20 protein-coding genes and 3 pseudogenes are annotated in these 20951 nt (G+C 74.2%); 16 read left to right on the top strand and 7 right to left on the bottom strand.

The annotated features are described in order from the left end of the window. Positions 1-33: 33 nt before the first annotated feature. The gene (locus MF408_RS01895) at positions 34-975 is read left to right on the top strand and encodes a hypothetical protein (RefSeq protein WP_240250042.1); all 942 of its coding nucleotides are present in this window, start codon (positions 34-36) and stop codon (positions 973-975) included. A gap of 43 nt (positions 976-1018) precedes the next feature. On the opposite strand, the gene MF408_RS01890 is transcribed toward MF408_RS01895, so the two are convergent. Together MF408_RS01890 and MF408_RS01885 are read right to left on the bottom strand one after the other, a co-directional pair. Next, positions 1019-1213, bottom strand: a complete 195-nt coding sequence (locus tag MF408_RS01890) for a hypothetical protein (RefSeq protein WP_240252207.1) — start codon at positions 1211-1213, stop codon at positions 1019-1021. Between the two features lie 12 nt (positions 1214-1225). After that, positions 1226-1375, bottom strand: a complete 150-nt coding sequence (locus tag MF408_RS01885) for a hypothetical protein (RefSeq protein WP_240252205.1) — start codon at positions 1373-1375, stop codon at positions 1226-1228. Between MF408_RS01885 and MF408_RS01880 the strand changes: the two are divergent. The 5 genes and pseudogenes from MF408_RS01880 to MF408_RS01860 form a co-directional block, all read left to right on the top strand. After that, positions 1333-2298 (top strand): annotated as a pseudogene (locus MF408_RS01880) (serine/threonine protein kinase); the annotation flags it as partial. The gene MF408_RS01885 and the pseudogene MF408_RS01880 overlap by 43 nt on opposite strands. Before the next feature lie 437 nt (positions 2299-2735). Beyond that, positions 2736-3368, top strand: a complete 633-nt coding sequence (locus MF408_RS01875; RefSeq protein ID WP_240251584.1) for a tetratricopeptide repeat protein — start codon at positions 2736-2738, stop codon at positions 3366-3368. After that, complete coding sequence (locus tag MF408_RS01870; protein ID WP_240250041.1) at positions 3365-4528, top strand: protein phosphatase 2C domain-containing protein; 1164 nt, start codon at positions 3365-3367, stop codon at positions 4526-4528. The genes MF408_RS01875 and MF408_RS01870 overlap by 4 nt, the downstream gene beginning before the upstream one ends. A 3-nt stretch (positions 4529-4531) precedes the next feature. Then, entirely contained in the window at positions 4532-5827 is a 1296-nt protein-coding gene (locus tag MF408_RS01865) for a VWA domain-containing protein (RefSeq protein ID WP_240250040.1), read from the top strand. 150 nt (positions 5828-5977) lie between these two features. Further along, positions 5978-6628 (top strand): FHA domain-containing protein, encoded by a 651-nt coding sequence (locus MF408_RS01860; RefSeq protein WP_240250039.1) that lies wholly within the window; start codon positions 5978-5980, stop codon positions 6626-6628. A gap of 137 nt (positions 6629-6765) precedes the next feature. On the opposite strand, the gene MF408_RS01855 is transcribed toward MF408_RS01860, so the two are convergent. Continuing rightward, the gene (locus MF408_RS01855) at positions 6766-7335 is read right to left on the bottom strand and encodes a class I SAM-dependent methyltransferase (RefSeq protein ID WP_240250038.1); all 570 of its coding nucleotides are present in this window, start codon (positions 7333-7335) and stop codon (positions 6766-6768) included. 255 nt (positions 7336-7590) lie between these two features. Here MF408_RS01855 and MF408_RS01850 point away from each other — a divergent pair, with 255 nt between their 5' ends. From MF408_RS01850 to cimA, 6 genes and pseudogenes are all read left to right on the top strand, one after another. Next, a complete protein-coding gene (locus MF408_RS01850; protein ID WP_240250037.1) occupies positions 7591-7737 on the top strand; it encodes a hypothetical protein in 147 nt (48 codons plus the stop codon). 83 nt (positions 7738-7820) lie between these two features. After that, positions 7821-8877: pseudogene (locus MF408_RS01845) on the top strand (3-isopropylmalate dehydrogenase). A 74-nt stretch (positions 8878-8951) separates the two neighbouring features. Then, positions 8952-10031: a branched-chain amino acid aminotransferase gene (locus MF408_RS01840; RefSeq protein ID WP_240250036.1), complete on the top strand. Its 1080-nt coding sequence runs from the start codon at positions 8952-8954 to the stop codon at positions 10029-10031. Between the two features lie 260 nt (positions 10032-10291). Beyond that, on the top strand, positions 10292-10444 hold the full coding sequence (locus MF408_RS01835) for a hypothetical protein (protein WP_240250035.1): 153 nt from the start codon (positions 10292-10294) through the stop codon (positions 10442-10444). Positions 10445-10453: 9 nt separating this feature from the next. Then, positions 10454-12238, top strand: coding sequence for a serine/threonine-protein kinase (locus MF408_RS01830; protein WP_240250034.1), 1785 nt, complete (start codon positions 10454-10456; stop codon positions 12236-12238). Positions 12239-12387: 149 nt separating this feature from the next. Then, positions 12388-13979, top strand: a pseudogene (gene cimA, locus MF408_RS01825) (citramalate synthase). A 27-nt stretch (positions 13980-14006) separates the two neighbouring features. On the opposite strand, the gene MF408_RS01820 reads toward cimA, so the two are convergent. After that, the gene (locus tag MF408_RS01820; protein ID WP_240250033.1) at positions 14007-14600 is read right to left on the bottom strand and encodes a TetR/AcrR family transcriptional regulator; all 594 of its coding nucleotides are present in this window, start codon (positions 14598-14600) and stop codon (positions 14007-14009) included. A gap of 77 nt (positions 14601-14677) precedes the next feature. Here MF408_RS01820 and MF408_RS01815 point away from each other — a divergent pair, with 77 nt between their 5' ends. Together MF408_RS01815 and MF408_RS01810 are read left to right on the top strand one after the other, a co-directional pair. After that, positions 14678-15235, top strand: coding sequence for an NAD(P)H-dependent oxidoreductase (locus tag MF408_RS01815; RefSeq protein ID WP_240250032.1), 558 nt, complete (start codon positions 14678-14680; stop codon positions 15233-15235). A gap of 26 nt (positions 15236-15261) precedes the next feature. Continuing rightward, positions 15262-16686, top strand: coding sequence for an amidase (locus MF408_RS01810; RefSeq protein ID WP_240250031.1), 1425 nt, complete (start codon positions 15262-15264; stop codon positions 16684-16686). Here the strand turns inward: MF408_RS01810 and MF408_RS01805 are convergent, their stop codons facing one another. The 3 genes from MF408_RS01805 to MF408_RS01795 are packed head-to-tail and all read right to left on the bottom strand — an operon-like array spanning position 16687 to position 18609. After that, a complete protein-coding gene (locus MF408_RS01805) occupies positions 16687-17298 on the bottom strand; it encodes a CbiQ family ECF transporter T component (RefSeq protein ID WP_240250030.1) in 612 nt (203 codons plus the stop codon). It abuts the gene before it with no gap. Positions 17299-17308: 10 nt separating this feature from the next. Further along, positions 17309-18010, bottom strand: coding sequence for an ABC transporter ATP-binding protein (locus MF408_RS01800; RefSeq protein ID WP_240250029.1), 702 nt, complete (start codon positions 18008-18010; stop codon positions 17309-17311). Continuing rightward, complete coding sequence (locus tag MF408_RS01795) at positions 18007-18609, bottom strand: biotin transporter BioY (RefSeq protein WP_240250028.1); 603 nt, start codon at positions 18607-18609, stop codon at positions 18007-18009. Before MF408_RS01795 ends, MF408_RS01800 begins: the two co-directional genes overlap by 4 nt. A gap of 84 nt (positions 18610-18693) precedes the next feature. On the opposite strand from MF408_RS01795, the gene MF408_RS01790 reads away from it, so the two are divergent. Then, on the top strand, positions 18694-19203 hold the full coding sequence (locus MF408_RS01790; protein ID WP_240250027.1) for a TetR family transcriptional regulator: 510 nt from the start codon (positions 18694-18696) through the stop codon (positions 19201-19203). Between the two features lie 91 nt (positions 19204-19294). After that, a complete protein-coding gene (gene zwf, locus MF408_RS01785; protein ID WP_240250026.1) occupies positions 19295-20737 on the top strand; it encodes a glucose-6-phosphate dehydrogenase in 1443 nt (480 codons plus the stop codon). Positions 20738-20951 lie beyond the last annotated feature (214 nt).

Genomic DNA, 20951 nt, shown 5'->3' with positions numbered 1-20951 from the left:
CGGCGGGCCGTGGGGGAGACGTGGCGGGGGGACATGTCGCTCACCCTCGCGCTCTGGAAGGCGATCCACGACCGCTACCAGCTGGTGTTCGCCACCTGGGACGGCGGGCGGGTGCTCCAGCAGGAGCGGGAGCGGCTCTCGGCGCTGATCTGGGGCCGGCTCGACGGGGCCGCCGAGATGCCCGGCGGGCTCGCCGTCTCGCTGCCCGAGGCGTGCCGCCTCAACGACGCGCTGACCGCCCAGCTGCGCACCAAGCTGGCGCTCGTCCACGACGCCACCGAGCAGGCGGCGCGGGTCAGGGAGCTGCGGGCACAGCTGGAGCGGATCCGTGACCAGGTGGCCCTCGAGCCGGCGACGAGCCGCGACCAAGCGGTCGCCCGGCTGGCGGAGCTGATGGCCCGGTTGGAGGCGATCGGCGCCAAGGCCGAGCGCGGCGGAGACGTGGGCGGCATGCTCGACCCGCTCGAGGTCGACGCGACGACGTACGAGCGCGACCTGATCGTCGGCAACGCACGTCGCCGCGACGCCCGCTCGAAGGTGCTGTCCGCCCGCGAGCTGCGGGCCGACCTCGAGGCCCGCGCCGCCGCGCTGGAGAAGCTCGCGGCGACCTGCGTGGCCACGGTCGACGACGCGCCCCGCTACGCCGTCCCCGACGTCGAGGCGCTCGGCCCGGTGCCGGTCACGCCGGGCGAGATCGACGGCTACCTGCACCAGCTCGACCGGGTGTCGCAGGCGCTGGAGCTGGCCCAGCACAAGTACGCCGACGCGCTCGCCGCGCACCAGCAGCTCGTCGACCTCCTCGACGCCTACGTCGCGAAGGCGCGGGCGCAGGGAGTGGCCGACCGGCCGGACCTCGTCGAGAGCGAGCGGCACGCGCGCGAGGTGCTCGCCCGCACGCCGGCGCCGATGACCGTCGCGCGGCAGCTGGTCGCGACGTACCAGCTCTGGCTGCAGAAGGAGACCGCGAGCCGATGACGACCTGCACCCAGCCCGGCTGCACCGGGACCATCCTCGACGGCTACTGCGACGTGTGCGGGATGGCCGCGGACGCCGCCCCGGCCGCCGCCGTGAGCGCCACGACGGCCGGCGCCTCGGCCACGCCGGCCACCGCGGGCGTCCCGGTCGCGTCCGTCGGCAGCCCGTCACCCGCCGCCGGGGAGGCGCGTCCGGTGGCCGACGGGACGGCGTGCGTCCAGCCCGGGTGCGGCGGCAAGATCCTCGACGGCTACTGCGACGTCTGCGGCACGCCCGCCGACGCAGCGCCGCTGCAGGCGCGGGAGGGCTCGGTGCCGACCTCGGCGAGCCGGGTCGCGTCCGCCCCGATCGGCTCGCGCCGCGCCGGCAGCTCGACCAGCGCCACCCTGCGCACCCGCACCGGCTCCCCAGCGGATGCGCAGCGCCCGCCTCGGCGCCGGCCTCACGTCGGTCCCGCCCGCACCGCCGGTCGACCCGGCGAAGGCGATCATGGCCAACCCCCAGGTGCCGGAGGACAAGCGCAACTGCGCGCGGTGCGGCGCGAAGGTGGGCCGCAGCATCGACGGGAAGCCCGGGCGCAGCGAGGGCTTCTGCCCGCAGTGCGGCCACGGGTTCTCGTTCACGCCCAAGCTGCAGTCCGGCGACCTGGTCGCCGGGCAGTACGAGGTCGCCGGCGCGCTGGCGCACGGCGGCCTCGGCTGGATCTACCTCGCCCGCGACCGCAACGTCTCCAACCGGTGGGTCGTGCTCAAGGGCCTGCTCAACTCCGGCGACCCCGACGCCCTCGCCGCGGCGATCGCCGAGCAGCAGTTCCTCGCGCAGGTCGAGCACCCGGCGATCGTGGAGATCTACAACTTCGTGACCCACGAGGGCGCCGGCTACATCGTCATGGAGTACGTCGGCGGGAAGTCGCTCAAGCAGATCCTCAAGGAGCGGATGGCCGCCGGCAACGGCCAGTACGACCCGCTGCCGGTCGACCAGGCGCTCGCCTACGTGCTCGAGCTGCTGTCGGCGTTCCAGTACCTCCACGACCTCGGGCTGGTCTACTGCGACTTCAAGCCCGACAACATGATCCAGGTCGGCGACGCGATGAAGCTGATCGACCTCGGCGGCGTCCGGCGGATCGACGACCAGGAGTCGGCGATCTACGGCACGGTCGGCTACCAGGCGCCCGAGGTCGCGGAGGTCGGGCCGAGCGTCGCCTCCGACATCTACACGATCGGTCGCACGCTGCTCGTGCTCACGATGGAGTTCCGCGGCTACCAGGGCACCTACCTGCACAGCCTGCCGCCGGTCGACTCGACGCCGCTGTTCCAGGACTACGACTCCTTCTACCACCTGGTCGCGAAGTGCTGCGCGCCCGACCCGGCCGACCGGTTCGCCTCGGTCGACGAGCTGCGCAACCAGGTGCTCGGCGTGCTCCGCGAGGTCGTGGCCCGCGGGCGCGGCGGGGTCGCGCAGACGGCGGCCGCGTCGGTGCTGTTCGAGCCGCCGGCGACGGCCCGGCCGATCACCGAGTGGTCGCAGCTGCCCCGGCTCCGCGAGGACGCGACCGACCCCCAGCACGGCTGGCTGTCGACGATCGGCGACGACGACCCCGGCCTGCGGCTGCGGGGCGCTCGACGCGGCACCGGCGGACTCCGCCGAGGTGTGGCTGGCCCGCTCCCGGGCGGCGCTGGAGCTCGGCGACCCGGCGGGCGCCCCGCGGCTTCGCCGCCAAGCTGCTCGCCGAGGACCCGTGGGAGTGGCGGGCGCTCTGGATGGAGGGCCTCGCCGCGGTGCAGGGCGAGGACTGGCGCACCGCCCAGGCGGCGTTCAACGCCGTCTACCAGCAGGTCCCGGGCGAGCTCGCGCCCAAGCTGGCACTGGCGTTCGCGTGCGAGCGGGGCGGCCAGCCGGACGTCGCGGAGGGCCTCTACCAGACGTGTGCGGTCACGGACGCGACGTACGTCGCCCCGGCGGCGTTCGGCATGGCGCGGGTCCGCTCCGCCCGGGGCGACGCCCTCGCCGCGGTGCAGGCCCTCGACCTGGTGCCGACCACCAGCCGGGGCTACACGCAGAGCCGCCAGCAGCGCGTCGACGTGCTGCTCGAGGGCGGCACCCGTGACCTGCAGGTGCTCGACCAGGCGATGCGCACCATCCAGGGGGCGTCGGTCGACATGGCCACCCGCCACCGCTACGTCGTCCGCATCCTGGAGGAGGCGCTGCCGCTCGTGACGGCGAGCCCGCCCCGCGGCGGTCAGCGGATCGGCTCCTACGAGGCGACCGAGACCGCCGTGCGCGACGGCCTCGAGCAGGCACTGCGCGCCCTCGCCCGCGAGACCAGCGACCTGGAGGCGCGGGTCGACCTCGTCAACCTCGCCAACTCCTACCGGAACTGGAGCCTCACGTGACCGCCCCCGCCGAGCCGACCTGTCCCTCGTGCGGCGCGGCGGTCGCCGCGGGCGCCCGCTTCTGCGAGTCCTGCGGGACGCCGCTGAGCGCGGGGGCGGCCGCGCCGGCGGCCGGCGCGACGGCCCCGGCGGCGCCGGCGTCACCGGCAGCCCCGCCGGTCGAGGACGCGGCGCCGATCAGCGCCCCGACGAGGCGCCCGGCCGGTGCCCTGCCCGACCCGCCCCCGGACCCCGGCCGCCGCCCGTGCGACGCGTGCGGCGGCGAGGTGGGGCCCGACCTCTACTGCACGCAGTGCGGGGCGAAGGCCCCCAGCGAGCGCGACCACTTCCGGGAGCGTCCCGCCTCGTGGGTCGCCGGCGTCTGCGACAAGGGGGTCGGCAAGAGCCGCAACGAGGACGCGATGGCGCTCCTCGCCGGCGCCGAGCCGGGTTCCCGCGCGGTGCTGGTGGTGCTCGACGGGGTGTCGAGCTCTGTCGACTCCGACGTCGCCTCGCTCAACGGGGCGCGGGCCGCGCGGGAGGTGCTCCGGATGCCGCTGCCGGCCGGGATGGGCACGCCGGGCAGCCGCGAGGCCGCCGTGCGGAAGGTGCTCACCGACGCCACCGCCGCTGCCCAGGCGGCGATCGTCGCCACCACCGACCCCGACTCGCCCAACCCGGCGTCGGCGACGTTCACCGTCGCCGTGCTCGAGGGCACGCTGGTCCACCACGCCAACCTCGGCGACTCGCGGTGCTACTGGCTGCCCGACGACGGCCCCGGGGTGCAGCTGACCGTCGACGACTCGATGGCGCAGGCGCAGATCGCCGCCGGCGTGGCCAAGGAGGTCGCGGAGCAGGGCCGGGCGGCCCACGCGATCACCCGCTGGCTCGGCCGCGACTCCGAGGACCCCACGCCCGCTGTCGGCATCGTCGAGGTGACCGGCCCGGGCTGGCTGCTCGCGTGCTCCGACGGCCTCTGGAACTACGCGTCGACGCCCGAGGCCCTGCAGGAGCAGGTGCGCGCCGCGGGCACCACCGACCCGGCCGAGCTGGCGCTCCGGCTCGTCGGGTTCGCCAACGCCGCCGGCGGCCACGACAACATCACCGCCGCCCTCGCCCGGGTCGAGGGGCCCGGGCACAATGCCGCTACCCCGGCAGCGACCGCAGGAGAGGAAGGGTGACCGATGGCTGAGTTCACCACCGCCGTCTACCAGAACGAGTTCCTGCCCGACGGCGGCACCGACGTCAACGCGATCGTCACGATCACCTGCGCGGGCGCCGGTACGGCGGGCCAGGGCGGGTCCGGCGACGCCGGCGAGATCATCATCGTCGACACCTCCGGGTCGATGGGGCCCGCGACGATGGCGGCCGCCAAGGACGCCGCCCAGGCGGCCCTCGCCGAGATCGTCGACGGCACCTGGTTCGCCGTCGTCGCCGGTGCCGACCGGGCGATGCTCGCCTACCCGATGGTGTCCAGCGGGCCGGCGATGGTCCGGATGGACACCACCACCCGCACCGAGGCCTCGGCCGCCATCAACCGGTTCGTCGGCAGCGGCGGCACGGCGATCTCGACCTGGCTCGACCTCGCCGGCCAGGTCTTCGCGTCGGTGCCGCAGGTCACCCAGCGCCACGCGCTGCTGCTCACCGACGGCGAGAACCGGGAGCGCCCCGGGCAGCTGGACGCGGCGATCAACCGCGCGACCGGCTACTACCAGTGCGACTGCCGTGGCGCCGGCACCGACTGGCAGGTCGCCGAGATCCGGCGGATCGCGCAGGCGCTGCTCGGCACCGTCGACATCATCCCGCGGCCGGACCAGATGCGGCAGCAGTTCCAGGAGATCATGCGCACGGCGATGGCGCGCGGTGTCGCCGACGCCAAGCTGCGGGTGTGGACCCCGCAGGGGGCGCAGGTGCTGTTCGTCCGGCAGGTCGCGCCGACGCTGGAGGACCTGACCGACCGCCGTACGGCGGTCAACCCGCTGACCGGCGACTACCCGACCGGCGCCTGGGCCGACGAGTCGCGCGACTACCACGTCGCGGTGCGCGTCGCCGCCAAGGCGATCGGGCAGGAGCAGCTCGCCGCCCGCGTGCAGCTCGCGATCGGCGACGACGTCGTCACCCAGGGGCTGGTCAAGGCCACCTGGTCCGGCAACTCCGAGCTCACCGCCCGGATCGACCAGCAGGTGGCCCACTACACCGGCCAGACCGAGCTGGCGGCGATGATCCAGGAGGGCCTGGCCGCCAAGGCCGCCGGCGACGAGGCGACCGCGACCACCAAGCTCGGCCGCGCCGTCCAGCTGGCCGCCCAGACCGGCAACGGCGAGGCGACGACCAAGCTGCGCAAGGTGGTCGACGTCGAGAGCGAGGCCGACGGCACCGTGCGGCTCAAGCGGACGGTCGACAAGGCCGACGAGATGGCGCTCGACACCGCGTCCACCAAGACCACCCGGGTCCGCAAGGACCCCGCTCCCGGGAGCTGACCGTGCCCACCTGCCCCGCCGGCCACGACTCGACCGCCGACGACTACTGCGACCTCTGCGGGCTGCCGATCCCGCAGGCCGGGGCGGCCGACGCACCGCCGGCCGACCCACCGCCGGCGGAGCCGGCTCCGGCCGACGTACCGGCAGCTGGTGGGTCGCAGGCCACCTGCCCCCAACTGCTCGGCGAGCAACCCGCCGGACGCGCTGTTCTGCGAGGCGTGCGGCTACGACTTCACCACCGGGCAGGCGCCGCGGCCGGTCGAGCCGTCCGCGCTCGACCTCGACGCGCCGGTGCCGCCGCCCGGAGCCGGGGGCGCACCCGCGCCCCAGTCGGCCGCGTCCCCCGCTGCCGCCGGCTCCGGCGCTCCGGCCGACCCGGTCGCGCCGACGCTGGCCACCCGCTGGGTCGCCGAGGTCTGGATCGACCCGGACTGGTACGCCGAGCAGGACAGCGCCGACCCGCTGCCGTCGGCGGGCGTCCCGGTCGTCGTGCCGCTGGAGCGGAGCTCGGTCCTCGTCGGCCGCACCTCGCGCAGCCGCAACATCCACCCCGACATCGACCTGACGACCGACACCGGCATCAGCCGCCGGCACTGCCAGCTCACCAGCGACGGAACCCGCTGGTGGGTGGAGGACCTCGGCTCCTCCAACGGCACCTACGTCGGCTCCGCGATCGGCCCGCTGCCGGTGACGCCGGTACCGGCGGGGGAGAAGCAGGAGATCGCGCCCGACGACCGCCTCTACCTCGGCGCCTGGACCCGCATCGTCATCCGCAAGGCCCAGCCCGACGAGACCCGTTGAGCAGGGACTTCCTCAACGTCGAGTAGGGAGTTTCTCCAGGTCGAGTGGGGGAGTTCCTCCAGGTCGAGTGGGGGGTCGGGTGCCCACTCGACGGTGAGGAAGTGCCCACTCGACGGTGAGAAAGTGCCTACTCGACCTCAGCGGCGGGTGGCGAGGACGACGGAGGAGTCGGGGGCGACCATCACCTCGACGGCGGTGAACCGCTCGTCGGTCAGCCACTCCTCGCGCAGGGAGTCGACCCGGCCGGCGGTGATGGGCGGCCACTGCTCGCACGGGTAGAAGTCGTCGAGGACGACGAGGCCGCCCGGCTCGACCAGGTCGGCGAGCTTGTCGACAGTGACCGCGCCCGGCTCGCCGGAGTCGAGGAACAGCAGCGAGTAGGGGCCCTTGTCCATCAGGGTCGACCAGTCCGCCTCGAGCACCTCCACGAGCGGGTCGTCGGTGAAGATCTCGGCCGCGGCCGACGCCAGCCGGGGGTCGAGCTCGGCGGTGAGGATCCGGGCCTCGGTGCCGCGGACGCCGGAGCGCAGCCAGGCCGTGCCCACCCCGCACCCGGTGCCGAACTCGGCCATCGTGCCGGCCCGGGTCGCCGCCAGCGCCGCCAGCAGGCGGCCGGTCTCGTTGCGGCAGAACGAGACGTAGCCGGCGCGCCGCGACACGTCGAAGGCGCGGCTCACGACGTCGGGGAGCTCGGGGGGTGCGCTCATGCGGCGAGTCTTTCATCCTGGTACGCGGGTCTCGAATCCCGAACACGCGGTGGAATCCGCCTGACACGGCCGGCCCGGCGTCGTACGATGGCAGCACCATGCGGACCGTCCTCGTAGTAATCGAGCGCCGCGGCGAGGCCTGAGAGAGGCCACCTCGCCGCGGTGGAGCGGCGCATCCCCTCGCCTGCATGGGCTTCTCACCATTTCCCATCGGATTCCCATCCTGAGAAGCCCTGCACCGAAGGCGAGACCACCATGTACGACCTGTATCCCGACTGGGGCCCGGCCAAGCACGACCCGGAGCACCCCCTGCACCGCCGGACGACCGACGCCCTCCAGGCCGCGTTCAACGGGGGGACTGCCCTGCGAGACGACGACGCCTCGCGCCCGGACGACAACTAACGTCTGCGCCCATGACCTCCGCCCCCACCCCCGCGTCCACCCCGGCCTCCCGCGCCGCGTCCAGCACCCCTGCCGAGGGGAGCGTGGCGCTCGCGGTCATCCCCGGTGACGGCATCGGGCCCGAGGTGACGACCGAGGCGCTCAAGGTGCTCGAGGCGGCCGCGCCGGCCGGCGTGAAGTTCGAGCAGACGCGCTACGACCTCGGCGCCGAGCGCTACCTGGCGACCGGCGAGGTGCTGCCCGACGCGGTGCTCGCCGAGGTGCGGCAGCACGACGCGATCCTGCTCGGCGCCGTGGGCGGCAAGCCCAACGACCCGAACCTGCCGCCGGGCATCCTCGAGCGGGGGACTGCTGCTGCGGCTGCGCTTCGAGCTCGACCACTACGTCAACCTCCGGCCGTCGCGGATCTTCCCGGGCGCCACCTCGCCGCTGAGCGACGCCGTGCTCGGCCGCGGCGATGTCGACTTCGTCGTGGTGCGCGAGGGCACCGAGGGTCCCTACACGGGCAACGGCGGGGCGCTGCGGACGGGCACCCCGGCCGAGGTCGCCACCGAGGTGTCGGTCAACACGGCGTACGGCGTCGAGCGCGTGGTCCGCGACGCGTTCGCCCGCGCCCAGCGGCGCCCGCGCAAGCGGCTCACGCTGGTGCACAAGACCAACGTGCTGGTCAACGCCGGGTCGCTCTGGTGGCGGCTGTTCGAGGAGGTCGCGCGCGAGTTCCCGGACGTGACCACCGACTACTGCCACATCGACGCGGTCATGATCTACCTGGCCACCGACCCGCGGCGGTTCGACGTGATCGTCACCGACAACCTCTTCGGCGACATCATCACCGACCTCGCCGCCGCGATCACCGGCGGCATCGGCCTGGCGGCCTCCGGCAACGTCAACCCCGACCGGACGGCTCCCTCGATGTTCGAGCCCGTGCACGGGTCGGCCCCCGACATCGCCGGGCAGCTGGTCGCCGACCCCACCGCGGCCATCCTCAGCGGTGCACTCCTGCTCGACCACCTCGGTCACCCCGAGGCGGCCGCCCGGGTCGAGGACGCGGTGGTCGCCGACCTGGCCGCACGGCAGCCGGGGGAGCGGCGGTCGACGCCCGAGGTGGGCGACGCGATCGCGGCGCGCGTAGCCGGGTAGTCGGCCCGCGGAGGCGCGGGACCGCACGACCCCTCCCTCCCGAACTACTAGGAAGTTCGACTACTTTGTCCGACATGCAGATCAGCACCGAGCTCTCGACGTCGCTCGTCGACGACGCGCGGCTGGCCGAGATCCTCGCCAACCCCGGCTTCGGCGTCCACTTCACCGACCACATGCTCACCGCCGAGTGGACGCCCGACGCCGGGTGGCACGACGCCCGGATCACGCCCTACGGCCCGCTCACCCTCGACCCCGCCACCGCGGTCCTGCACTACGCGCAGGAGACGTTCGAGGGGATGAAGGCCTACCGGCACGCCGACGGCTCCATCTGGTCGTTCCGGCCCGAGGCCAACGCCGCCCGGATGGTGCGCTCGAGCCACCGGCTCGCGCTGCCCGTGCTCGACACCGACGACTTCGTCCAGGCCGTGCACACCCTCGTCGAGGTCGACCGGCGCTGGGTGCCCGACAACACCGGCGAGGGCGAGAAGAGCCTCTACATCCGGCCGTTCATGTTCGCCTCCGAGGCGTTCCTCGGGGTCCGGCCCGCGCAGCACGTGACGTTCATGGTGATCTGCAGCCCGGCCGGCGCCTACTTCAAGGGCGGCGTGAAGCCGGTGACGCTGTGGCTCACCGAGGAGTACACCCGCGCCGCCCGCGGCGGCATGGGCGCGGCCAAGACCGGCGGCAACTACGCCAGCTCGCTGGTCGCGCAGCAGGAGGCGATGGCGGAGGGCTGCGACCAGGTCGTCTTCCTCGACGCCCAGGAGGGCCGGTACGTCGAGGAGCTGGGCGGCATGAACATGTACTTCGTGTTCGACGACGGCTCGATCGTCACCCCCGAGACGGGCACCATCCTCGAGGGCATCACCCGCTCGAGCATCATCGAGCTCGCCGGCAAGATGGGCCACCAGGTCACCGAGCGGAAGTTCGGGATCGACGAGTGGCGCGACGGCGTCACCAGCGGCCGGATCACCGAGATCTTCGCCTGCGGCACCGCGGCGGTCGTCACCCCGGTCGGCTCGCTCAAGTGGCAGGGCGGCGAGGTGCCCGCGCCGGCGAGCACCGAGCTGACGACGAAGATCCGGCAGGCGCTGGTCGACGTGCAGTTCGGCCGGGCGGAGGACACGTTCGGCTGGATGCGCCGGATCTGCTGAGGTCGCTGTGGCGCACCCGGTGATGTTCCGCGACGACGACCCCGGGCTGGCGGAGCTCCGGCGGATCTGCCTGGCCTACCCGGGCGCCGAGGAGCGGGTCTCGCACGGTCGCCCGACGTTCCGCGCCGGCAAGATCTTCGCGGCGTTCGGCGGCTCGGAGAAGCTGCGGCCCGGGGAGCACCGGCAGGTGCCGAGCGCCCCTGATCTTCACCCCCGACCCGGTCGACCTCCCCGCCCTCGACGAGGACCCGCGGTTCTTCGTGCCGGCCTACTACGGCCCGTACGGCGCCCGGGCGGTCGACCTGGCCGCGCCCGGCGTGGACTGGGACGAGGTCGCCGAGCTGGTGGACGCGTCGTACCGGCTCGTCGCGCCGAGGCGGTTGGTGGCCCAGCTGGAGGCGCGGCCCCGGTAGCCTCTGCCTGTGACGAGCCAGCCGCACGCCGAGCCCGCCCGGGTGGGCGACTACGAGGTGCTGACCCGCCTCGGCGAGGGCGGCATGGGCATCGTCCACCTCGCCCGCGGCGCCGACGGGCGCCGGGTCGCCCTCAAGGTGCTGCGGCCGCACGTCGTCGGCGACGACGAGGCGCGGGCGCGGCTGGCGCGCGAGGTCAGCTCGCTCGGCCGGGTCCGCAGCCCGTGGGTGGCCGAGATCCTCGACGCGGACCCGTGGGCCCCGGTGCCCTACGTCGTGACCCGCTACGTGCCCGGGTTCTCGCTGCACGACCACGTCGTCGAGGAGGGTCCGGTCGAGGGGGTCGACCTGCTGTGGCTGGCCGGCTGCCTCGCCGAGGGCATCGCCGCCGTCCACACAGCCGGCGTCCTCCACCGCGACGTGAAGCCGTCGAACGTGCTGATGGAGGGCCGCACGCCGATCCTCATCGACTTCGGCCTGGCGCGGCTGGCCGACGACCCGCGGCTCACCCAGACCGGGTGGCTGATGGGCACGCCCGGCTACCTCGCGCCCGAGATCCTCTACGGCGACGACGCCACCGCCGCCGCCGACGTCCACGCGTGGGCGGCGACGGTCGCCTACGGCGGCACCGGGCGGCCTCCCTACGGCCGCGGCCCGGCGATGGCGATCATGGACCGTGCCCGCCGCGGCGAGCACGACCTCACCGGCATCGAGGGGCCGCTGGCCGACGTGCTCGACGCGGCGCTCGACCCCGACCCCCTGGCGCGGCCCTCGCTGACCGAGGTCCTGGCCTGGCTGCGGCCGCTCAGCACGCAGCCGTCGGCGCCGGCCGTGCCGCCCCCGGTCGAGCGGCCCGCGGAGGAGGACGACTTCACGCTGCCGCTGGCGCTCGCCGCCTCGGCCACCGCCGCGCCGCTGGCCGACGACCTGCCGGTCGAGGTGCGGGGCACGCCACCGACCCTCGTGCTGCCGACCCGGGTGGAGCCGCCGGCGGCTCCGGCCGACCTGCCGCCCCCGGTTCCGCCACCGCCGGCGCCCGCCGCGCCGACCGTGGGCCCCGGCCACCACGGCTTCCCGGCACCACCGGACCCGCATCACCCTGCGGCCCGGTGGGAGCAGGAGTGGGACGAGCAGCACCTCGCACCGCCGCCGCCCCGGCCGACGGCCGGGGGAGCGGATCCGCCGGGGTGCGGCCGTCGCCTGCGGTGCGGCCGTCGTCGGCGCGGCGACGGCGGTGGCGCCGTACGTCGCTGCGGTCCTGGTCGTGCTGGGCGTGTGGGTGCTCCGCACCGGCTCGCTCGCGGCCACCGCGGGCGCCCAGCGGCGCGGGCTCCGCGGATCGCGGTGGTACGACGCCCCGCAGGTCGCGCTGTCGACGCCGTGGCACGCGCTGCGAGCGGTCACCGGCACGGTGGTGCTCGTGCTCTGGAGCGGCGGGCTGGCGGTCGCCGCGGCCCTGCTGTGCTACGCCGCGGCGATGGACGCCGCGACCACCCTCTTCGCCGGCGGCACGACGCTCGGGGCCGCGCTGTGGTCCGGCCCCCGGTGGCAGCAGGTTCCGCTCGCCGCTGGCCCGGGTCGTGCACCCCGCTGGCGCGACGCTGGGGCACGACGCTCGCGCTCTGCGGCGTGCTGCTCGTGGCCGCCGCCCTAGGCGGGCTGGTCGTCGCCGCGCAGGGCGTCGGCTGGGCGCCCGCGTCGGGCCCGCCGTTCGGCCTCCTGAAACGGTCACCGGCGCGGGGAGCGCTGTGGCACACTGACCGCGTGCCCCTGCACGTGATCTCCATTACCTAGCGCGTCTGCCCGCCCCGCAGACGCGCCAGCCTCTCGTGCACGAGGGGCTTTTGTTTTGCCCGGAACCAGGCCGACCCGAAAGCGCAGACCGATGAACCAGCCAGCAAGCGACCGGACACTCGACCTGCCCCTCGACCTGCCCCCTCGACCTGCATGGCAGCTTCCATGTCTACGACACGACGCTGCGCGACGGCGCGCAGCAGGAGGGCCTCAACCTCTCCGTCGCCGACAAGCTGGCGATCGCCCGGCAGCTCGACGGTCTCGGTGTGGGCTACATCGAGGGCGGCTGGCCGGGCGCCAACCCCAAGGACACCGAGTTCTTCCGCCGCGCGGCGCAGGAGCTCGACCTCGAGCACGCGCGGCTCGCCGCGTTCGGCGCCACCCGGCGCGCCGGGCTGACCGCCGCCGACGACCCGTTGGTCGCGGCGCTGCGCGACAGCGGGGCGCCGGTCGTCACGCTGGTCGCGAAGTCCCACGTCGGTCACGTGGAGAAGGCGCTGCGGACCACCCCCGAGGAGAACCTCGCGATGATCCGCGACACGGTCTCCCCACCTGCGCGCGGAGGGGCAGCAGGTGTTCCTCGACGCCGAGCACTTCTTCGACGGTTACCGCCTCGACCGCGCCTACGCGCTCGAGGTGCTGCGGACGGCGTACGAGGCCGGTGCGGAGGTGGTCGCGCTCTGCGACACCAACGGCGGCATGCTCCCGCCCTGGGTCGGCGACGTGGTCGACGACGTGCTGGCGACGACGCAGGTCAGGGTCGGGATCCACTGCCACAACGACACCGGGTGCGCGGTCGCCAACACGATGGCGGCGGTCGAGGCAGGGGCGACCCACGTCCAGGGCTGCATCAACGGCTACGGCGAGCGCACGGGCAACGCCGACCTGGTCAACGTCGTCGCCAACCTCGAGCTCAAGCTCGACCGGCAGGTGCTCCCGCCGGGCCTGCTGACGGAGGCGACCCGGATCGCGCACGCGGTCGCGGAGGTCACCAACGTGCCGCCCGCGTCGCGACAGCCGTACGTCGGCGTGTCGGCGTTCGCGCACAAGGCCGGCCTGCACGCGAGCGCGATCAAGGTCGACCCCGACCTCTACCAGCACATGGACCCCGCCGGGGTGGGCAACGACCATGCGGCTGCTCGTGTCGGAGATGGCCGGCCGGGCGTCGATCGAGCTGAAGGGCAGGGAGCTCGGCTTCGACCTGTCGCAGGACCCCGAGGTGGTCACCCGCGTCACCAACCGGGTGAAGGAGCTGGAGTCGCGCGGCTACACGTTCGAGGCGGCGGACGCGTCCTTCGAGCTGCTGCTCCTCGAGGAGGCCGAGGGGCGGCGCCCGTCGTACTTCGAGGTGGAGTCGTGGCGGGTCATCACCGAGACGCTCACCCACTCCCGGCCGGGGGAGGAGGCGGTCTCCGAGGCGACGGTGAAGCTGCGCGCGGCGGACGTGCGCTACGTGGTGACCGGCGAGGGCAACGGACCGGTCAACGCGCTCGACCAGGCGCTGCGCTCGGCGATCGTCCAGGCCTACCCCGAGATCGCGAAGTTCGAGCTGATCGACTTCAAGGTGCGGATCCTCGACCAGGGGCACGGCACCGACGCCATCACGCGGGTGCTCATCGAGACGACCGACGGGGAGTCCGCGTGGGTCACTGTCGGCGTCGGCGCCAACGTGATCGAGGCGTCGTGGGAGGCACTCGTCGACGGCTTCACCTACGGCCTGGTGCGCCACCACGTGGAGTGACGGGTGGAGTGACCGGGGCCGACCGGCTCAGGTCGTGCCGGTGACCCGGTGGACGAGGTCGGCCCACCCGGCGTCCAGTCGGTCGACCGGCACGTCCGCGCGGGCGCCCCGGCGGCCCAGCACCACCATGTCGAGCGGTGCGACCAGGGCGGAGGCGAGGTAGGGCAGGTCGCCGGTGACGCCCAGCTCGGACAGCAGGTACCGCACGTGCATGGTGTTGAACGACAGCGCCTCGAGGCTCGGCGGCACCGGGTTGCCGGCGGCGTCGATCAGCTCGGCGTGGGTGATGTTGAGGAGCAGGCGGGACTTCCCGAAGGCGAGCAGCCGCTCGAGCGGGGGCGCGCCGGGGCCGAGAGGTGGCCGCCCGCCGATGATCGCGGCCTGCCACTCGGTCTCGGAGCGGTCGAGCACGGCGGCCATCAGTCCCTCACGGCTCCCGAACCGGCGGAAGACGGTGCCCTTCCCGACCCCGGCCCGGGCGGCCACCGCCTCCATCGTCACCGCCCGCACGCCCTGGCTGCGTACCAGCTCCACCGCGGCCTCGAGCAGCGCCTCACGGTTGCGCGCGGCGTCGCGGCGCTCCGGGGGCGGAGCGTCGACGAACGGCAGGGAGGTCGGCATGGCGGTGATCACCCTACGAGGAGGAGGCGGGCCGGCGGCGCGGGAATAGAAGCGGACCGCGGTCCGTTTCGCCCGCCATGACCAACAGCACCAGCACCCGAGTGGCCGTCCTCGTGGGCAGCCTCCGCGCCGACTCCGTCAACCGCCGCCTCGCCGAGCTCCTGCGCGACGAGGCGCCTCCGGGGGTGGTCGTCGACATCGTCGACGGCCTCGACCGGCTGCCGTTCTACAACGAGGACATCGACGGGCCGGAGGTGCCGGCGGTCGCGGCGTCCTTCCGCGAGCACGTGGCCGCCGCCGACCGGGTGCTGGCCGTGACCCCGGAGTACAACGGCACGATGCCCGCCGTCCTCAACAACGCCATCGACTGGCTGTCGCGGCCCTACGGCGCCGGTGCCCTGGTGGGCAAGCCGTTCGGCGTCGTCGGCGCCACCCCGACGCCGTACGGCGGCCAGTGGGCGCACGCCGACGCCGCCCGCTCCGCCCGGATCGCCGGGGCGGTCGTCGTGGAGGACGTGACCGTCTCCCAGTCGGCGGTCGACGTCGACGTGCTCACCGACCCTGCGGTGCACGCCAAGCTCCGCGACGCGGTCGCCAAGCTGGTCGAGTACCAGGCCGACGTGACGGCCGCCTGAGCCGAGCCGCCCGATACCGTCGGGTCGTGACCGACCTGCACGACCTGGCGGCCCTCGAGCAGGGCGACCTCGTCCGGAAGGGCGAGGTCGACCCGGCCGAGCTGACCGACCACTACCTCGAACGCGCCGCCCGCCTCGACCCCGAGCTCGTGGGCGGCGCGTTCGTGCACCTGGACGGCGACGGCGCCCGGCGCCGGGCGCGCGAGGTGGCGGCCATCGGACCGGTCGGGGAGGGCGCGTCGCCCCTGGCGGGCGTCCCGACGGCGATCAAGGACCTCAACCTCACCGCCGGCGTGCCGACCCGCTTCGGGTCTCCGGTGTTCGCCGACCACGTCCCGACCGTGTCCGACGCGGTCACGCTCGCGATCGAGGCCGCCGGGATGGTCAGCCTCGGCAAGACCAGCACGCCGGAGTTCGGCTCGCCCTGCTACACCGAGCCGGAGGGGCGGCCGCCGGCCGTCACGCCGTGGGACACGACCCGGATGGCGGGCGGCTCCTCCGGCGGCGCCGCCGCCGCGGTCGCGGCCGGCCTGCTGCCCGTCGCGCCCGGTTCCGACGGCGGGGGGTCGATCCGGATCCCGGCGTCGTGCTGCGGCCTGGTCGGCCTCAAGCCCACCCGGGGCCGGATCAGCGGCTTCCCGATGTACGGCGACCCGGTCGGGCTGGCCACGTCCGGCAGCATCGCGCGCACCGTCGCCGACGCCGCCGCCCTCCTCGACGTGCTCGCCGGCCGGCGGGCCGGTGACCCGTCCTGGGCGCCCGAGCCGAGCGGCACCTTCCTCGAGGCGACCCGCCGCGATCCGGGACGGCTCCGCGTGGGCCGGTTCGTGCAGCCGGTGATCGCCGACGCCGAGGTGCACCCCGAGGTCCGCGTGGCCTACGACGAGGCGTCGCGGCTGCTCGCCGGGCTCGGGCACGCGGTCGAGGACGTCCCCGTGCCGCTGCCGCCGGACGCGGTGCCGGTCTTCGAGACCTGCTGGTCGGTGCTGACCGCGCTGTCCGTCACGCCGCTGGCCCCGGAGCAGCGGGAGCTGCTGCGGCCGCTCACGCGGTGGCTCGCCGAGCGCGGGGAGGCGGTCAGCGGACCCGCCTTCGGCCTCGCGATCGGCGCCCTGCGGCGGTACGCCGCCGACGCCCTGGTCGCGCTGGCGCCGTACGACCTGGTGCTCACCCCGACACTGGCCCAGCCGCCGCTGCCGGTCGGTGCGATCCGCGACGACGCCGACCCGGCCGCGGACTTCGCGGCGCAGATGATGTTCACCCCCTACACCTCGGCGTGGAACGTCACCGGCATGCCCGCGGTCTCGCTGCCCCTGCACCAGACGCCGGACGGCCTCCCGGTCGGGGTGATGCTCGCCGCCCGACCGGCGGAGGAGGAGCTGCTGCTCTCCGTCGCCGCGCAGGTCGAGGCGGCGGCTCCGTGGCGCGACCGGCACCCGCCGGTGTGGTGATCAGTCGTCACCGATCCCGCGGGCGTGGAGGGCGTCGCCGGTGGCGCGGGCGTGGGCGACGACCCTGATCACCAGCGGCGTGAGGTAGGCCCGCGGGTTGCGCTCGAGGCCCCGGGCCCGCGCCGCGTCGCGGGTCTCCGCGGCGACCTGCAGGGTGAGCGGGATGCCGCGGATCATCAGCGAGAAGGCGAGGGCGACCAGGTCGGGTCGCACCCCGAACCGCCGGAACGGCTGCAACCAGCGGGTGATCGCGTCGATCATCCGCTCCACCGACGTGGTGGTCGTGAAGACGGTCGCGAGGAGCACCAGCGCCGCGAGGGCGCCGACCACGACGAACGCGTGCTCGGCCCCGCGCTGCCACACCTGGTAGGCCGCCAGCAGCGCCATCGCGACGAGCAGCCGCCGCAGCGCGCGCACCGCGTGGGCGAGCCGCACCCGCGCCACCCCGCAGAGCAGCACCGCGAGCAGGATCGCGCCGGTCGTGCTCGGGACGCCGCGGTAGGCCACGGCGACGACGCTGACCGCGACCAGGCCGAGCAGCTTCGCGCCCACGGGGAGCCGGTGCAGCACCGTCGACCCGGGCTGGTAGTCGCCGAGCGGGCTGGAGGTCACGACCGGCCCCTCAGTGCGCGGTGGCCCGGTAGTGGTCGACCACCGACACCGGGTCGCCGTCGGCCACGACCGCACCGTCGTCGACGAGCAGCACCCGGTCGCAGCGCAGTGCGAGGTCGAGGTCGTGCGTCGCGAGCACGAGCTGCTGGTCGAGGCCGAGCAGGAGGTCGGCGATCCGCCGGCTGTTGGCGAGGTCGAGCAGGGTGGTCGGCTCGTCGGCCACCACGACGTCCGGGTCGGTCGCGAGCACGCCGGCGATCGCGAGCAGCTGGCGCTGCCCGCCCGACAGCGTGTGGACGCTGCGGTCGGCCAGGTCGGAGAGGCCGTACGACGCCAGCACCGCCTCCGCCGCCCGGCGCCGCTCCTCGCGCCCCTTGACGTGGTGGCGCAGCGACAGGGCGACGTCCTCGGCGACCGTCGGCATCACCACCTGTGCGGTGGGGTCGGTGAAGATGAACCCGACCCGGCGGCGGACCTCCCGGCCGTGCCGCGCGACGTCGGTGCCGTCGAGCAGCACCCGCCCGCCCGTGGGCTCGACCAGCCCGTTGACCAGCCGGGCGAGCGTCGACTTCCCCGAGCCGTTCGGTCCGACGAGCGCGACCCGCTGCTCGGTGAGCACCAGGCTGGTCTCGCGCAGGACGGTGACCTCGGGCTGCGGGCCGCCCGGCGTGGCGGCCCGCACCACGACCCGGTCGAGCTCGATCCGGCTCACGTGGCGTCGGCCGGCTGCGCCTCCCGCGCCGAGGGCGCAGTGGTGCGCCGGTTCACCAGGTCGGGGAACGCGCGGTGGACCGCGGTGGCGACCAGCGCCATCACGACGTTCTTGAGGATGTCGCCGGGGAAGTACGCCGTGTCGGTGATGAACGCGTCGCGGATGCTCATGTCGGCGCGCCAGGCGAGGTTGAGCGGCCCCAGCGTGTGCACGAACACGACGCTGCTCAGCAGCCCGGCGGTGAACACGAGCGTGAAGTCGGTCGCCCGGCGCGGGTTGCGGTGGACGAGGTACCCGCAGAGCGCCGCGGCGAGCGGGAACGCGACCAGGTAGCCGGCCGTGAGACCCGTGTAGTGGGCGACGCCCGAGGCGCCGCCGGAGTAGATCGGCAGCACCAGTCCGGCCACCAGGTAGAGGACCACGGCGAGGAAGCCGCGCACCGGGCCCAGCACGGCGCCGGTCAGCAGGACGCCGAAGGTCTGCAGCGAGTAGGGCACGCCGACGCCGGTCTTGATGTCCGGGAGGATCGCGCAGACGGCGATCAGCGCGGCGAACCCGGCGACGAGGGCGACGTCGGTGGTGGGGGAGCGGCGGTCCATGGCGGCCTCGAAACTGAACAGTGGTCAGGTGAACGGCGTTCAGGTTAGGGTTCGGGGGCGGAGCCGTCAATGCGAGGGGGTCAGGTGCGCTACCGGAGGGCCGACGTCGTCGACCGGGCGATCGGGTTGCTGGACCGGACCGGGCTCGAGGCGCTGTCGATGCGGAGGCTGGCGGCCGAGCTGGGCGTCCAGCCGGCCGCGCTCTACCACCACTTCGCCGACAAGTCCGCCCTCCTCGCCGCCGTCGCCGACGAGATCCTGGCCCGCGGTCGGCGCGCCACCGAGGTGGTCACGTGGGAGGCCGAGCTCCGGCTCGTGTGCGTCGAGCTCCGCGACGCGATGGTGGCCCGGCGCGACGCCGGGCGGCTGATTGCGACCGTGCACGCCCTCGGCACCGGCGCGCAGGAGCCGGAGCGGCGGATGGAGGCGGCGCTGCGGCGGGCGGGTGCGGACGACCGGCTGGCCCGGCTCGGCGCCCGGCTCCTGCTCCACTTCGTCCTCGCGCACGCCGGCGACCCGGACGAGGACTTCGCGACCGGGCTCGCCGTGCTCCTCGACGGACTCTCCGCACGGCTGGCCGTCACGGTCGGCTGACCGCCTCGGCGCCGCACCGCCCTCGGCCCCGGGTTGCGCCTGTTCCTGCTGGTTATTGTCGTCGTAACAGGTGGGAGGCACTGTGGACGACATGGCACTTTCGACGCAGCACCCGGTGACGGTGGTCCTGTTCGGCGCCACCGGCGACCTCGCGCGGCGCAAGCTGCTCCCGGGGCTCCTCCACCTGTTCGAGACCGGCCTGCTGCCCGACCTCCAGGTCGTCGGGACCTCGCTCGACGAGCACACCACCGAGTCCTTCGTGCAGCTGGCGCTCGAGGCGGTCAAGGAGTTCTCCGGCGACGACGGTGACATGGCGGCGTGGCCGGAGTTCTCCAAGCGCCTCCACTGGGCGCCGGGCAGCGAGGGCGCGGCCGGGCTCCGCGCCGCGGTCGACAAGGCGGAGGCCAGCTGGGACGGCGACAAGGTGCGGCTGCACTACCTCAGCGTCCCGCCGAAGGCCGCGCTGGCGGTGGTGAAGACGCTGGAGGAGGCCGACCTCGCCGAGGGCAGCCGGATCGTGATGGAGAAGCCGTTCGGCGTCGACCTCCGCAGTGCCCAGGAGCTCAACGGCAAGCTGCACCGGGTCTTCGAGGAGTCGCAGATCTACCGGATCGACCACTTCCTCGGGAAGGAGGCCGCGCAGAACATCCTCGCGTTCCGGTTCGCCAACGGGCTGTTCGAGCCGATCTGGCACCGCAACAACATCGACCACATCCAGATCGACGTTCCCGAGGCGCTCGGTCTCGAGCAGCGGGCCCAGTTCTACGAGTCCACCGGCGCCTACCGCGACATGGTGGTCACCCACCTGTTCCAGGTGCTCGCGTTCACCGCGATGGAGCCGCCCACGTCGCTCTCGCCGGAGGCCATCAACGACGAGAAGAACAAGGTGTTCCGGTCGATGCTCCCGATCGACCCGTCCAACGTGGTGCGCGGCCAGTACGACGGCTACCGCCGGATCGAAGGCGTCGCGCCGGAGTCGGAGACCGAGACGTTCATCGCCCTCAAGTGCTACGTCGACAACTGGCGGTGGGCGGGTGTGCCGTTCTACCTCCGCACCGGCAAGCGGATGGCCGAGGGCGCGCGGATCATCTCGATCGCGTTCAAGGAGCCGCCGCGGTCGATGTTCCCCAAGCACTCCGGCGTCGGCGACCACGGTCCCGACCACCTCACGTTCGACCTCGCCGACGAGGCCCGGATGTCGTTGTCGTTCTACGGCAAGCGGCCCGGCCCCGGCATGAAGCTCGACAAGCTCTCGATGCAGTTCGCCATGCAGGACACCGGCTGGGCCGGCTCGGTGCTCGAGGCCTACGAGCGGCTGATCTACGACGCCGCCCGCGGCGACCGCACGCTGTTCACCGATGCCGAGGGCATCGAGCGGCTGTGGGAGGTCTCGGCGCCGCTGCTGGAGAACCCGCCGATCGTGCGCCGCTACCCCCAGGGCAGCTGGGGGCCCAACCAGATCCACCAGCTGATCGCGCCGTTCGCCTGGCGGCTCCCCTTCGAGCGCGGCTGGCGCGACACGAACTCGATCTGACGATCCCGGTTCACGACAGGCCTGGCCGGATCGGGATGGACGTGACGGGCAAAACCTCCACTTGTCGGGCAATATTTCGCCCGACAAGTTGAGGTTTCCCCGGTCGACCGGGGAAACCTCACCCGTCCGGCCGCCCCGGCGCCGACGGCGCCCCCGGCCCCGGCACCCGCCGGGACCGGGACCCGGGTCACCGCCGGCGCACCCGGACGGTGAC

The sequence above is a fragment of the Nocardioides sp. TF02-7 genome, from assembly GCF_022437945.1.
In the GTDB taxonomy this organism is placed as follows: domain Bacteria; phylum Actinomycetota; class Actinomycetes; order Propionibacteriales; family Nocardioidaceae; genus Nocardioides.
The sequence above is the reverse complement of the archived record's forward strand: the minus strand, read 5'-3'. Positions and strand labels throughout refer to the sequence as shown.

Bases quoted from the DNA above. Each gene is read 5' to 3' on its own strand.
- MF408_RS01895 (WP_240250042.1), top strand. From the start codon at position 34: ATGTCGCTCACCCTCGCGCTCTGGAAGGCGATCCACGACCGCTACCAG.
- MF408_RS01875 (WP_240251584.1), top strand. From the start codon at position 2,736: ATGGAGGGCCTCGCCGCGGTGCAGGGCGAGGACTGGCGCACCGCCCAG.
- MF408_RS01865 (WP_240250040.1), top strand. From the start codon at position 4,532: ATGGCTGAGTTCACCACCGCCGTCTACCAGAACGAGTTCCTGCCCGAC.
- MF408_RS01855 (WP_240250038.1), bottom strand. From the start codon at position 7,335: ATGAGCGCACCCCCCGAGCTCCCCGACGTCGTGAGCCGCGCCTTCGAC.
- MF408_RS01850 (WP_240250037.1), top strand. From the start codon at position 7,591: ATGTACGACCTGTATCCCGACTGGGGCCCGGCCAAGCACGACCCGGAG.
- MF408_RS01840 (WP_240250036.1), top strand. From the start codon at position 8,952: ATGCAGATCAGCACCGAGCTCTCGACGTCGCTCGTCGACGACGCGCGG.
- MF408_RS01820 (WP_240250033.1), bottom strand. From the start codon at position 14,600: ATGCCGACCTCCCTGCCGTTCGTCGACGCTCCGCCCCCGGAGCGCCGC.
- MF408_RS01815 (WP_240250032.1), top strand. From the start codon at position 14,678: ATGACCAACAGCACCAGCACCCGAGTGGCCGTCCTCGTGGGCAGCCTC.
- MF408_RS01795 (WP_240250028.1), bottom strand. From the start codon at position 18,609: ATGGACCGCCGCTCCCCCACCACCGACGTCGCCCTCGTCGCCGGGTTC.
- zwf (WP_240250026.1), top strand. From the start codon at position 19,295: ATGGCACTTTCGACGCAGCACCCGGTGACGGTGGTCCTGTTCGGCGCC.